Origin of the sequence: Paracoccus sp. SY (assembly GCF_002901215.1) — a bacterium.
Taxonomy (GTDB): Bacteria; Pseudomonadota; Alphaproteobacteria; order Rhodobacterales; family Rhodobacteraceae; genus Paracoccus; species Paracoccus acridae.
Map to the genome: position 1 here is coordinate 57,376 of NZ_NWMQ01000006.1, position 13,133 is coordinate 70,508.

The following is a 13,133-nucleotide window of genomic DNA, read 5'->3' on the forward strand; positions in this document are numbered from 1 at the left end:
TTATTCGGCGGGAACGGCCGTCGGTTCCTCGACATCCATGATCGGATGCGGCAGGTGGATCAGCATTTCCTTGGGGCAGACCTGCAGGAAGTTCGCCTTCTCGGCGTCCCAATCCGCCAGGATGTCGCCTGCGCGGCGCGATCCGGTTTCCTTGAAATGCCGTTCGACCAGGCCCTTCAACTGGCCTTCCCAATGTGCCTTGGTCACCGGGCAGGTCACCAGGGTTTCCGGGTTGATGTAGTCGCGCGCCACGCCCTGCGGATCATAGAGATAGGCCATGCCGCCGGTCATGCCTGCGCCGAAATTCGCGCCGATCCGGCCCAGGATCACGGCCACGCCGCCGGTCATGTATTCGCAACCGTTGCTGCCGCAGCCCTCGATCACCACCTTCGCGCCACTGTTGCGGACCCCGAAGCGTTCGCCCGCGCGGCCCGCCGCGAACAGGAAGCCGTCGGTCGCGCCATACAGGACCGTGTTGCCGATGATCGTGTTCTCGGCCGCGACCAGCGGGCTGGCCATCGGCGGGCGCACCACGATGGTGCCGCCCGACAGGCCCTTGCCCACATAGTCGTTGGCATCGCCCGACACCTCGATCTTCAATCCCGGCGCGGCGAAGGCGCCCAGCGACTGCCCGGCGGAACCCGTCAGGCGGATCGTCAGGTGGTCGGGCTGCAGGCTGTTGCGCATCCCGAACTTCTGCACGATCAGCGACGAGGTGCGGGTGCCGATGGTCCGATGCGTGTTGCGCACGGCATAGGACAGCTGCATCTTCTCGCCTTCCTCGAAGAAGCGGGCGGCGTCCTTGACGATCTCGGCGTCCAGCGTGTCCATCACGGCGTTGCGGGGCTTCGACCGATCATAGACGATCTTGTCCGCGCCATCGACGGTGATCAGCAGCGGGTTCAGGTCCAGGTCGTCCAGGTTCGCGGCACCCCGGCTGACCTGGGTCAGCAGGTCGGCGCGGCCGATGATCTCGTCGATGGAACGCGCGCCGATGCTTGCCAGGATCTCGCGCACCTCTTGCGCATAGAAGGTGATGAGGTTGACCACCTTGTCCGCGCTGCCGGTGAACATGGCGCGCAGCCGTTCGTCCTGGGTGCAGACGCCCACCGGGCAGGTGTTCGACTGGCACTGGCGGACCATGATGCAGCCCATGGCGATCAGGGCGGCGGTGCCGATGCCGTATTCCTCGGCCCCCATCATCGCGGCCATCACGATGTCGCGGCCCGTCCGCAGGCCCCCGTCGGTGCGCAGCGTCACGCGTTCGCGCAGGCGGTTCATCGCCAGGACCTGATGCGCCTCGGTCAGGCCCATTTCCCAGGGCAGGCCCGCGAACTTGATCGAGGTCGCGGGGCTGGCCCCGGTGCCGCCGTTATGCCCCGAGATCAGGATGATGTCGGCCTTGGCCTTGGCCACGCCCGCCGCGATGGTGCCGACGCCGGACGATGCCACCAGCTTCACGGTGATCTTGGCGCGCGGGTTGATCTGCTTCAGGTCATAGATGAGCTGCGCCAGATCCTCGATCGAATAGATGTCGTGATGCGGCGGCGGGCTGATCAGCGTCACGCCCTTGGTCGAATGGCGCAGGCGCGCGATCAGGTCGGTGACCTTCATGCCGGGCAACTGCCCGCCTTCGCCCGGCTTGGCGCCCTGGGCCACCTTGATCTCAAGCTCCTCGCAGGCGTTCAGGTATTCGGCGGTGACGCCGAAGCGGCCCGAGGCCACCTGCTTGATCTTGGCGCAGGGGTTGTCGCCATTGGGCAGCGGATGCGAATGCGCCGGATCCTCGCCGCCCTCGCCCGAATCGGACTTGGCGCCGATCCGGTTCATGGCGATGTTCAGCGTCATGTGCGCCTCGGGCGACAGGGCCCCCAGCGACATGCCCGGCGTCACGAAACGCTTGCGGATCGAGGTGATCGATTCGACTTCCTCGATGGGCACGGGCTTGCCCAGCGGCTTGATGTCCAGAAGATCGCGGATGTGGATCGGCGGATTGGCCCGCATCGCCGCGCTGTACTGCTTCCAGACGTCATAGGACGCCTTGTCGCAGGCCACCTGCAGCAGCTTCATGGTGCTGGCTTCCCAGGCGTGCTTTTCGCCCGAGCGGCGCATCTTGTAGAAGCCGCCGACCGGCAGCAGTTCCACATTGTCGCCGTGGAAGGCGCGGCGGTGCAGATCCTCCAGCTTGGCCTGCAGCCCGTGCAAACCGATGCCGCTGATGCGGGAATGCATGCCGGGGAAATATTCCGCGACCATCGCGCGGGACAGGCCGACGGCCTCGAAGTTCAGGCCGCCGCGATAGGACGAGATGACGGAAATCCCCATCTTCGCCATGATCTTCAACAGGCCCGCATTGACCGCCTTGCGATAGGCTTCCATCGCGTCGAACAGGTCGCCGGGGATCAGCCCGCGCTCGATCCGGTCGCTGATCGAATCCTGCGCCAGGTAAGGGTTCACGGTGGTCGCGCCGCAGCCGATCAGGACGGCGAAGTAATGCGGATCCAGACATTCGGCGGAGCGCACGTTCAGCGAACAGAAGGTCCGCAGCCCCTTGCGCGTCAGCCAGGAATGGACCGCGCTTGTCGCCAGGATCATCGGCATCGCCACGCGATCGTCGCCCTGGTTCTCATCGGAGAGGACCAGGTGACCGGCGCCGGACCGCACGGCATCCTCGGCTTCGGCGCGGATGCGGGCCAGGCCTTCGCCCAGGGCATCGGGACCGGCACCGGCGGGGAAGGTGCAGTCGATCTTGGTCACGGTCTCGCCGAACATCCGGGACATGTCGTCCAGTTCGGAATTGGTGACGAAGGGGCTTTCCAGCACCAGGATCTCGGTCTGGCTGCTGGATTCATCCAGCACGTTCTTGAGGTTGCCGAACCGCGTCTTCAGCGACATCACCCGCGTTTCGCGCAAGCTGTCGATGGGCGGGTTGGTCACCTGGCTGAAGTTCTGGCGGAAGAAATGGCTCATCGGCCGGTACTGGTTCGACAGCACCGCGGGCGGCGTGTCGTCGCCCATGGATGCGATGGCTTCCTTGCCGTCCTCGGCCATGGGCGACAGGACATGCTCCATGTCCTCCAGCGTGAAGCCCGCGGCCAGCTGGCGGCGGCGCAGCGCCTCGCCGGTATAGGCGGCGTTCTCGGGCAGATCCTTCATCTTGTGGCTGAGGTCCACGACCTTCTCCAGCCACTCGCCAAAGGGCTGGCTGCCTGCCAGGCGGTCCTTGATGGCGCCGTCGTGGTAAAGCTTGCCGTCCCACATATCGACGGCGATCATCTGGCCCGGCCCAAGCGCGCCCTTCTCGCGCACGCTCATCTCGTCCACGGGGACCATGCCGACCTCGGATCCCGCGATCAGCATGTTTTCCGTGGTCACGACATAGCGCATGGGCCGCAAGCCGTTGCGGTCCAGCCCGCCGCAGACCCAGCGTCCGTCGGTCATCGCCAAGGCGGCCGGGCCGTCCCAGGGTTCCATCACTGCGTTGCAATAGGCATACATGTCCGCCCAGGCCTTGGGCATGTCTGTGGTGGCCTTGGACCAGCTTTCGGGGACCAGCATGGTCTTGGTCATGGGCGCGGACCGGCCCGACCGGACCATCACCTCGAAGACCGCATCCAGCGCGGCCGAATCCGACGACCCGGCGGGCACGATGGGCTTGATGTCCTCGGCCATGTCGCCGAAGGCACTGGATGCCATGCGGATCTCGTGGCTTTTGAGCCAGTTGAGGTTGCCTTTCAGCGTGTTGATCTCGCCGTTATGGGCCAGCATGCGGAAGGGCTGGGCCAGCCACCATTGCGGAAAGGTGTTGGTCGAATACCGCTGGTGATAGATGGCGAAGGCCGATTCGAACCGTTCGTCCTTAAGGTCAGGGTAAAACTCCGCAACCTGTTCGGCCAGCATCATACCCTTGTAGATGATCGACCGGCAGGACAGCGAACAGAAATACAGCCCCGCGATCTGCGCCGCGACGGCCGCCCGTTCGATGCGGCGGCGGATGATGTACAACTCTCGCTCGAACCGGACCTGGTCGATGTCCTTTTCGCAGCGGATCAGGATCTGCTCGATCTCGGGGCGGGTGGCATTGGCCTTTTCCCCCAGGACTGCGGTGTTCACCGGGACATGGCGCCAGCCATAGATGTAATGGCCCATGCGCAGGACTTCGGATTCCACGATGGTCCGGCAGGCTTCCTGGGCGGCGAAATTGGTGCGCGGCAGGAAGACCTGGCCCACGGCGATCATCTTGGCCGGGTCGGGTTCGTGCCCGGTGCGGCGGATCTGGTCATGGAAGAAGGGCACCGGGATCTGCACATGGATGCCCGCGCCGTCGCCGGTCTTGCCGTCGGCATCGACCGCGCCGCGGTGCCAGATCGCCTTCAACGCGTCGATGCCCGACTGCACCACCTTGCGCGACGGCTTGCCGTCGATGTTGACCACCAGGCCCACGCCGCAGGACGAATGCTCGTCTTCTTCGCGATACAGGCTGTTCCTGGCCATCCAGTCGCGAAGGGCCTCTTGTTCCTCTTGCCAATCCTTGCTCATCGCTAGGCCCTTTCGTGGAGAAGCTGCGTCAGCAACTGATCGCAGTCGTATTGCGGTTCGGTGTCCCCGAAGCCCGGCTCGGCCGGAAAGGCGAAGGTGACGGGGCTGTCATTGGTTTCCTGGCGCTGCCCGGTCCAGTCGGACTGGGTCTCGATCCCGCCATAGAAGCGGCCCATCTTGCGGCTGATGAACTGCTGGCCGCTGCGTTCGATCAGCAATTCGCCATTGGCGTCATAGGTTTTCAGCTGGAAGCGCGTGACCTCCAGCGGCTGGCCGTCGATCTCGACCTTTTCGCCGGTCAGGACGTCCCGGCCCACATGGCGCAGGCGTTCGCCCGTATTCGATTCGGTCCAGAAATCGAAGCTGTCCTCGCCCGTTTCCAGCAGGGTGCGGAAGCTTGCGTGGTCCTTGGACCGTTCGACCAGGAAATCCGCCAGCCCGGTGTTCGGATCGCTGCTTTCGACCCAGCGGGTTTCGGCGTCGATGCGCGACAGATGGCGCAAGCCGTCCTTGCCGAAGATCGCGCTGCGCTGATCGCCGGCGGGATCGGCCTTGCAGATGTAATACTGGGTGACCGAGCAGCCCCGGTTCTGGACCGTGGCCTGCAACTGGCAGCCGCTGGGCGGGACGAAATTGGCAGCGTGGCCGGCAGTCGCCGCCAGGGCCAGTGCAAGGGACAGGGTGATCCGCAGCATCGCCGGCCCTACTCTGCGGCGATGCGGGCCGCGCCGGTCAGATAACCGGCGATGGATTCGGCGGCCTCGCGCCCGTCGCGGATCGCCCAGACGACCAGCGAGGCGCCGCGCACGATGTCGCCCACGGCGAAGACGCCGGGCAGGCTGGTCTGATGCGTCTGGAAATTGGCCTTGATGGTGCCCCAGCGGGTGACCTCCAGCCCATCGACGCCCCACAGCTTCGGCAGATCCTCGGGTTCGAAGCCCAGGGCCTTGATGACCAGGTCGGCGGGTTCGTCGTAATCGGCGCCTTCGATCAGTTCGGGCGACTGGCGGCCCGACACGTCAGGCGCGCCCAGGCGCATCTTCTGGATCCCGACCGAGGCGATCTGCATCACGGTGCGCACCGGCCCATCGACATCGGCTTCCTGGTTCGCGGCGAAATCGCCCGCGACATGGCCGATGAACTTGCCGGGCGCCGACATCCAGACGAACTCGACGCCCTCTTCCTCGGCGTTCTGGACCTCGCGCTGGCTGCCCGGCATGTTGGCGCGGTCGCGGCGATACAGGCACTTGACCGACAAGGCGCCCTGGCGGATCGCGGTGCGCACGCAGTCCATGGCCGTGTCGCCGCCGCCGATGACGATCACGCGCTTGCCGCGCGCGTTCAACTCGCCGTCGTCATAGTCCGGCACCTCGTCGCCGAAATCGACCTTGTTGGAGGCGGTCAGATAGTCGATGGCCCGCACGACGCCGCCCGCATCGGCGTTGTCGATGTCCAGGTCGCGCGTCTTGTAAACGCCCGTGGCGATCAGCACCGCATCATGCTTGCCGCGGATCGCGTCGAAGCTGATATCCTCGCCCACGTTGCAGTTCAGCACGAACTCGACGCCGCCGTCCGCCAGCCACTGGTTGCGGCGCATGACCACGTCCTTTTCCAGCTTGAAGCCGGGGATACCATAGGTCATCAGCCCGCCCGCGCGGTCGTAACGGTCATAGACGGTCACCTGGAACCCTTGGCGGCGCAGCATGTCGGCCGCAGCCAACCCGCCCGGACCCGCGCCGATGATGCCCACGCTTTCGGCGCGTTCCATCACGGGGGCGGCAGGCTTGACCCAGCCCATCTCCCAGGCGGTGTCGGTGATATATTTCTCGATCGAGCCGATGGTGACGGTGCCATGGCCCGACTGCTCGATCACGCAATTGCCTTCGCAAAGCCGGTCCTGCGGGCAGATGCGGCCGCAGATTTCCGGGAAGGTGTTGGTCGATTGGCTGACGCGATAGGCTTCTTCCAGACGCCCTTCGGCGGTCAGGCGCAGCCAGTCGGGAATGTTGTTGTGCAGCGGGCAATGGCTTTGGCAATAGGGCACGCCGCACTGGCTGCACCGGCTGGCCTGTTCCGCCGCCTTGGCATCAGCGAATTCGCGATAGATCTCGTGGAAGTCTTCGCTGCGTTCGGTTGCCGGGCGTTTCTCGGGCATCTCGCGCGGGGTCGAGACGAACTTGAGCATTTTCTGCGTGGCCATGGCTGCGCGACCTTCCAATGACAGGAGCTTCCGCAGCCGCAGTAAACCAAGCCCCTAGCCATTAAAAGTCAGTCATGCTGACATAATAAGCATATTTCTCGTCTGGACACCAAAAAACTTTGCTCAGGGTCTATAAATTATGTCAGCATCACTTACCAATTTGCTGAAATTGCCAGCAGTGCCAAGCAGCCCGCGATGATCCGCCACCAGCCGAACAGCGCATAGCCATGCTGCGAGACATAGCCCAGCAGCCAACGGACCACGACCAAGGCGGTCAGGAAGGCTGCCACGAAGCCGATGGCGATGTTGCCCAGTGCGCTTGCGTCCAGAAGATCGCGGTTCTTGAACAGGTCCAGCATGAAGGCGCCCAGCATGGTGGGCATGGCCAGGAAGAACGAGAACTCGGCCGCCGCGCGCTTGTTCGCGCCCAGCAGCAGCGCCCCCACGATGGTCGCGCCCGATCGCGACACGCCGGGGATCATGGCGATGCACTGAAACAGGCCGATCTTGAAGGCCACGGACAGGGGCAAATCCTCGGCCCGGTCATAGACGGGATGATCGGCACGGCGATCCACCCACAACAGCACGATCCCGCCCAGGATCAGCATGACGGCGATCAGGATCGGCGTCTCGAACAGCACCGACTTGATGAAGCCATGGGCCAGAAGCCCGATGACCACGGCGGGCAGGAAGGCCAGCAGCACCGCAATGACGAAGTGGCGGGCGGCCGGATCACGGGGGGCCGAGGTCAGGATCTGGACGATCCGTGCCGAATAGACGCCCAGGATCGCCAGCAGCGCACCCAGCTGGATCAGCACCTCGAAACTGCGGGCGGGCGAATCGAAGCCCAGGAAATGGCCTGCCAGAAGGATGTGCCCGGTGGAGGACACCGGAATGAATTCGGTCAGGCCCTCGAGGATCCCGAGGACCGCGGCGACGATCGTGTTCGATTCCATCAGTCGGCGCGCAGGTTCTTGGCCGACTGCTTGATCGCGTCATATTGCCCGGACGGGCGGAAGCGCCACAGATAATCCTCGATCACCGCCTCGGCGGCGACCGGCTGGATGCCCAGCTCGTCGAACCCCATGGCGTCGGGGGCGACCACGTTGTCCTTGCGCAGCAAGGCGATCTGATCGCGGGTCAGCAGGGAATTGGTGAACAGCCCCCCGGTCACGAATTGCAGAACGCCCAGGATCCGCGCGCCCAGGTTCGCGGCCCAGAACGGCAGGCCGATCACGCCGCGGCGGCGCATGGTGGCGCGCAGGACCTGATCCGCCACATCCTTGACCGTCACCACGTCTGGACCACCCAGTTCATAGATGCCGGGCGCGGCCTCGCCCGTGGCACCCTTGACGGCGGCCATGGCCACGTCATCGACAAAGACCGGCTGCATTCGCGTCTTGGCGCCGACGACCGGAAGGATCGGCCCAAAGCGCGTCATCGAGGCGAAGCGGTTATAGAAGCTGTCGCCCGGCCCGAACATCACCGAGGGGCGCAGGATCACCGCGTCGGGGCGATGGCGCAGCACCGCCGCCTCTCCGCGCGCCTTGCCGGCGATATAGGGGCTGTCCGATTCGGCATCGACGCCAAGGCCGGAAACATGAACGACCCGCGCCACGCCCATCTCGGCCGAGAGACGCGCGATCCGTTCGGCGCCTTCCTCGAAGACCGACTTGAAGGTGCTTTTGCCCTTGGGGGCCAGGATGTTCACGCAGTTCACCACCGCATCGGCGCCAGTCATCGCGGCGCGCACGGACAGATCGTCGCGGATGTTGCACAAGACCGGCTGGACCTGCCCCACCGATCCATAGGTGCGGGTGAACAGCGCCTCGTCCGGGCGGCGCACGGCGATGCGGACGCGCCAGCCCTGCTTGGCCATCAGCCGGGCGACATGCCGGCCCAGAAAGCCCGATCCGCCGAAAATCGTGACCAGTTTCGCCATGGGCGTCTCGCCTCCTTCATGCCGATGCCTGGGCGTTCCATACCCCCGCGCGCGTCCCGCGACAAGGCAAGGGTCAAGGCGGCGCGGGACGCGGAAGAATTTTCGCAAGATTTCTGTTCGACCCCCATTGACGCCCCCCGCGACTGCCTTTAGAGACCCGCCTCACACCAGTTGGCCCAGATGGCGGAATTGGTAGACGCGCACGGTTCAGGTCCGTGTGCCGCAAGGCGTGGAGGTTCGAGTCCTCTTCTGGGCACCATAAAAAGCCCCCGGAAAACTTCGGTTTTCCGGGGGCTTTTTACATTTGCCCTGGCGCGATCGGGGCGGGATCCTGCCCGCCCCGCCCGGTGTCAGAACTGCTTGCCGATGGCGCGGTCCAGGGACAGCCTGCCGCCGCCATGCGCCACGAAATACAGCGTGATCGCCAGCCACAGCAGCGACTTCTCGGCGCCGCCGAACCCTTCGGCCTGGACGACCCAGTGGAAATAGGTCGTCACGCAGAGCACGATGGACACCGCGAAGGCCGCGGGACGGGTCAGCAGGCCCAGGGCCAGCAGCAAGCCACCGAAGAACTCGGTCCCGGCCAGCAGCGGCGACCAGAACCAGCCGGGATGGAAGCCCAGGCCCTCGACCATGCCGACGGCGCCCATGGGCGACATGATCTTGGGCCAGCCATGGACCATGAAGGCGATGCCCGCGATCAGGCGCATGTAAAGCACCGTCACGGGGGCCAGCGCGGCATAAAGGCCTTGCAGGCCGGGAATGATGAAGCGGGTGTTGGTGGTGTTGTAGTCGGTCATTTTCGATCTCCGGCAACTTGCGGCCGCGCTGCGGCGCAAGGGTGACAGCTTTGCCCGGAAAGGGCGGGATGGATGCGGTCGGAGGATCAGGCGCGCGGAGGTCGCCAGGGAGCCACCCAGAGGGCATCGCCCCGAAGGGCCGGGCCAGCGTCGGCATGGATCGGCGTTCCCGGCCGCGGCAGATCGCCGACGCCATCGACCGGCGCCAGGCAGATGAAGCAGAAGCCGGACTTCTGACCCGTCTCGGCGGTGCCGCCGGGCAGGGCCGCCGCATAGCACATGTCGTCCGCCCGGATCTGGGCGCTGCACGAGGGTCGTGTGATATCCGCGCTTGCCACCGCGACGGACATCGCCAGCAGCGACATCATCAGCAGGACTGTGGCAAGAACTTTCATCCCGAATGGCCGGATCGTTGCGGATGGCCTGATATGCGCAGCAATCCGGTGCCGTTCAAGCAATTTTCGCCCCTGCCGTTCACATTGCCGAAAGCCGCTGCCGCCGGTATCGTCTGCCAGGCAACCCTTGTGACAGGAGAAGCACCATGTCGGAACTGATCGTCATTGCCTTCGACGACGAGGCCACCGGGTTCGAACTGCGCGCCGAACTGGTGAAGATGCAGCAGGACTATCTGATCGAGATGGAGGACGCGGTCGTCGTCACCCGCCCGGCGGAAGACGACATCAAGCTGCACCAGGCGGTGAACCTGACGGCCGCCGGGGCCCTGGGCGGCGGCTTCTGGGGAACGCTGGTGGGGCTGGTCTTCCTGAACCCGCTGATCGGGGCTGCGGTGGGCGCGGCGTCCGGCGCCCTGGCCGGGCGGTTGACCGACGTGGGCATCAACGACGATTTCATGCGCAACACGGCCCGCGCCCTGCCCCCCGGCGGGTCGGCGGTCTTTGTCCTGCTGCGCAAGATGACGGCCGACAAGGTGCTGGACCGGCTGCAATCCTTCCACCGCCGGGGACGGGTGTTGCAGACATCCCTGTCCCAGCAGGACGAGGACAAGCTGCGCGACGCGCTGTCGGGCAATGCCGCCCCAGTTCCGCCGGTCGCGCCGCCCGCCACCGGCGCTTGACGCAAGGCCGGGCCGCATGAGACATGGCGGCCATGGTCCTGCGCATCCTGTTCAGCCCCCCTGCCAGCGACATCGCGCCGGCACCCGCGCTTCGCTGGCGTCCGCTGCGCCGGGCGCTGATCTGGCTGCGCTGGCTGGGCCTGCGGTTCCTGTCGCTGATGGTGGTGCTGGTGATGTTCTATGCGCTGATCAACCCGCCGACGACCTGGACCATCGTGGCCGAGGGCACGCAGCCGCGCGCCTGGGTCGACATCGACGACATCGCCCCCGTCATGCGCCGGTCCGTGGTCGCCGCCGAGGACGCGAATTTCTGCCTGCACTGGGGCTTCGACATGACCGAGATCCGCAAGGTCGTGGCCTCGGGGTCGTCGCGGGGGGCATCGACGCTGACCCAGCAGACGGCGAAGAACGTGTTCCTGTGGCAGGGACGAAGCTGGACCCGCAAGGTGCTGGAAACCGCCTTCACCCCGATGATCGAGGCCTTCTGGTCCAAGCGTCGCATCCTGGAGGTCTATCTGAACGTCGCCGAGTTCGGCCCCGGCATCTTCGGGATCGAGGCCGCGGCGCGGGAATATTTCGGCACCACCCCCGACCGGCTGACGCCGGTCCAGGCCGCCCGCCTGGCCGCCGTCCTGCCCGCGCCGAAGTCCCGAAATCCGAACCGGGCATCGGCCCGGTCCCGCGCGATCGCGGACGGGGCGGCGACGATTGCGCGCGACGGGCGGGCCGATTGCCTGTAAGGGCTGCGCCTTCCGGTTGAAACATGGCCGCCGCAGGCTTATCAAGGCCGGATTCCATGACAGACGATCCCGAAGCAGGCGATGAATACCAATAATCAGACCACCCGCCTTTATCATTCCGCCCTTTCGCCCTTCTGCCGAAAGGTGCGGCTGGTGCTGGCCGAAAAGAGGATCGAGGTCGAACTGGTCGAGGAACGCTATTGGGAAAGCCCGCCCGACCTGAAGCGCCGCAACCCGGCGGGCAAGCTGCCGGTGCTGCGCCATCGCGGCAACATGCTGGCCGAAAGCCAGGCGATCATCGAATACCTGGACGAGGCCGTTCCCAGCCCCGCGCTGATGCCCTCCACGCCGCTGGAACGGCACGAGGTGCGCCGCCTGTGCGCCTGGTTCGACGACAAGTTCAACACCGAGGTGACGGTCCCGATCCTGACCGAACGGGTGTGGAAGAAGGTAACCCGCCAGGGCTATCCCGACAGCCGGGTGGTCAAGGACGGGCTGCGCGCGATCAAGGAGCATATCGACTATCTGACGACGCTGCTGGAAACCCGCCGCTGGCTGGGGGGCAACAGCCTGTCGCTGGCCGATTTCACGGCGGCGGCGCATTTTTCCTGCCTGGATTACATCTCGGACGTGGATTGGGACCGGTCGGAAAGCCTGCGCGACTGGTATGCGACGATCAAGTCGCGCCCGGCCTTCCGGTCGATCCTGGCCGACCAGGTGCCGGGCATCCACCCGGCCCCGCATTATGCCGAGCTTGATTTCGGATAAGGCTGGAGGGCCAGCCCTCCAGACCTCCCGGGATATTTATGCCAGAATGAAAGAGCGTCTGGCGGTCGAGGCCGAGGCGGTCGGGTTTTCGCGGATGCGGGTCACGACGCCGGATGCCGTGCCGCAGTTGGCCGAACGGTTGCAGCAGTTCCTGGATGCCGGGCGGCACGGGCAGATGGGCTGGATGGCCGAACGCACCCATTGGCGGGGCAATCCGGCCGCCCTGTGGCCCGAGGCGAAGTCGGTGATCGTCCTGGCCGAACTTTATACGCCGGACCATGATCCGCTGGGCGTGCTTGAACAGCGCGACCATGCGGCGATCAGCGTCTATGCCCAGGGACGCGATTATCATGACCTGGTCAAGAAACGCCTGAAGCAGCTTGGCCGCTGGCTGCTGGACCAGGTGCCGGGCGAACAGATCAAGGTGTTCGTCGATACCGCGCCGGTCATGGAAAAGCCCCTGGCGCAGGCGGCGGGGATGGGCTGGCAGGGCAAGCACACGAACCTTCTGTCGCGCGACCTGGGAAGCTGGTTCTTCCTGGGGTCGATCTTCACGACCGTTCCCCTGCCCCCCGACGCGCCCGAGGTTTCCCATTGCGGATCCTGCCGCGCCTGCCTGGACGCTTGTCCGACGGGGGCCTTTCCCGCGCCCTATCAACTGGATGCGCGGCGCTGCATTTCCTATCTGACGATCGAACACAAGGGTCCGGTCGATCCCGACCTGCGCCCCTTGCTGGGAAACCGCATCTATGGCTGCGACGACTGCCTGGCGGTCTGTCCCTGGAACAAGTTCGCCCTGGCCGGGTCCGAGATGCGCTATCGCGGCATTGTCGCCGCCCCGCCCCTGGCGGATCTGGCCATGCTGGACGACGCGGGCTTTCGGGCGCGCTTTTCAGGCAGCCCGATCAAGCGGATCGGACGGGACAGGTTCGTGCGCAACGTGCTGTATGCGATCGGGAATTCCGCCGATCCCCATCTGGCCGATCTGGCGCGCGGGCTGGCCGATGATCCAGACCCCACGGTCGCCGATGCCGCCCGCTGGGCTGCGGAACGGTTGGCGGGAACCTGA

General features: G+C 65.6%; 11 protein-coding genes and 1 tRNA gene. 5 read left to right on the forward strand and 7 right to left on the reverse strand.

The window, feature by feature from the left end:
* The 5 genes from gltB to CK944_RS07195 all read right to left on the reverse strand — a co-directional run bounded on the left by gltB (position 1) and on the right by CK944_RS07195 (position 8,681).
* The gene (gene gltB, locus CK944_RS07175; protein WP_103172372.1) at positions 1–4,539 is read right to left on the reverse strand and encodes a glutamate synthase large subunit; all 4,539 of its coding nucleotides are present in this window, start codon (positions 4,537–4,539) and stop codon (positions 1–3) included.
* A gap of 2 nt (positions 4,540–4,541) precedes the next feature.
* Entirely contained in the window at positions 4,542–5,234 is a 693-nt protein-coding gene (locus CK944_RS07180; protein ID WP_103172373.1) for a hypothetical protein, read from the reverse strand.
* Positions 5,235–5,242: 8 nt separating this feature from the next.
* Positions 5,243–6,739, reverse strand: a complete 1,497-nt coding sequence (locus CK944_RS07185; protein ID WP_103172374.1) for an NAD(P)-dependent oxidoreductase — start codon at positions 6,737–6,739, stop codon at positions 5,243–5,245.
* A 152-nt stretch (positions 6,740–6,891) separates the two neighbouring features.
* Entirely contained in the window at positions 6,892–7,695 is an 804-nt protein-coding gene (locus CK944_RS07190) for an undecaprenyl-diphosphate phosphatase (protein ID WP_103172375.1), read from the reverse strand.
* On the reverse strand, positions 7,695–8,681 hold the full coding sequence (locus CK944_RS07195; RefSeq protein ID WP_103172376.1) for a complex I NDUFA9 subunit family protein: 987 nt from the start codon (positions 8,679–8,681) through the stop codon (positions 7,695–7,697). Before CK944_RS07195 ends, CK944_RS07190 begins: the two co-directional genes overlap by 1 nt.
* Positions 8,682–8,855: 174 nt before the next feature.
* Between CK944_RS07195 and CK944_RS07200 the strand changes: the two genes are divergently transcribed.
* Positions 8,856–8,940: transfer RNA gene (locus tag CK944_RS07200), tRNA-Leu, on the forward strand.
* Between the two features lie 91 nt (positions 8,941–9,031).
* On the opposite strand, the gene CK944_RS07205 is transcribed toward CK944_RS07200, so the two are convergent.
* Both CK944_RS07205 and CK944_RS07210 read right to left on the reverse strand, forming a co-directional pair.
* A complete protein-coding gene (locus tag CK944_RS07205; protein WP_103172377.1) occupies positions 9,032–9,481 on the reverse strand; it encodes a DoxX family protein in 450 nt (149 codons plus the stop codon).
* 86 nt (positions 9,482–9,567) lie between these two features.
* The gene (locus CK944_RS07210; RefSeq protein ID WP_103172378.1) at positions 9,568–9,876 is read right to left on the reverse strand and encodes a hypothetical protein; all 309 of its coding nucleotides are present in this window, start codon (positions 9,874–9,876) and stop codon (positions 9,568–9,570) included.
* Positions 9,877–10,022: 146 nt separating this feature from the next.
* Between CK944_RS07210 and CK944_RS07215 the strand changes: the two genes are divergently transcribed.
* The 4 genes from CK944_RS07215 (at position 10,023) to queG (ending at position 13,133) form a co-directional block, all read left to right on the forward strand.
* Positions 10,023–10,556 carry a DUF1269 domain-containing protein gene (locus CK944_RS07215; RefSeq protein WP_103172379.1) on the forward strand — a complete coding sequence of 178 codons (534 nt, stop codon included), beginning with the start codon at positions 10,023–10,025 and terminating at the stop codon, positions 10,554–10,556.
* 32 nt (positions 10,557–10,588) lie between these two features.
* Complete coding sequence (gene mtgA, locus CK944_RS07220) at positions 10,589–11,296, forward strand: monofunctional biosynthetic peptidoglycan transglycosylase (protein WP_103172482.1); 708 nt, start codon at positions 10,589–10,591, stop codon at positions 11,294–11,296.
* An 81-nt stretch (positions 11,297–11,377) separates the two neighbouring features.
* The gene (locus CK944_RS07225) at positions 11,378–12,064 is read left to right on the forward strand and encodes a glutathione S-transferase family protein (protein WP_103172380.1); all 687 of its coding nucleotides are present in this window, start codon (positions 11,378–11,380) and stop codon (positions 12,062–12,064) included.
* A gap of 46 nt (positions 12,065–12,110) precedes the next feature.
* A complete protein-coding gene (gene queG / locus CK944_RS07230; RefSeq protein WP_103172381.1) occupies positions 12,111–13,133 on the forward strand; it encodes a tRNA epoxyqueuosine(34) reductase QueG in 1,023 nt (340 codons plus the stop codon).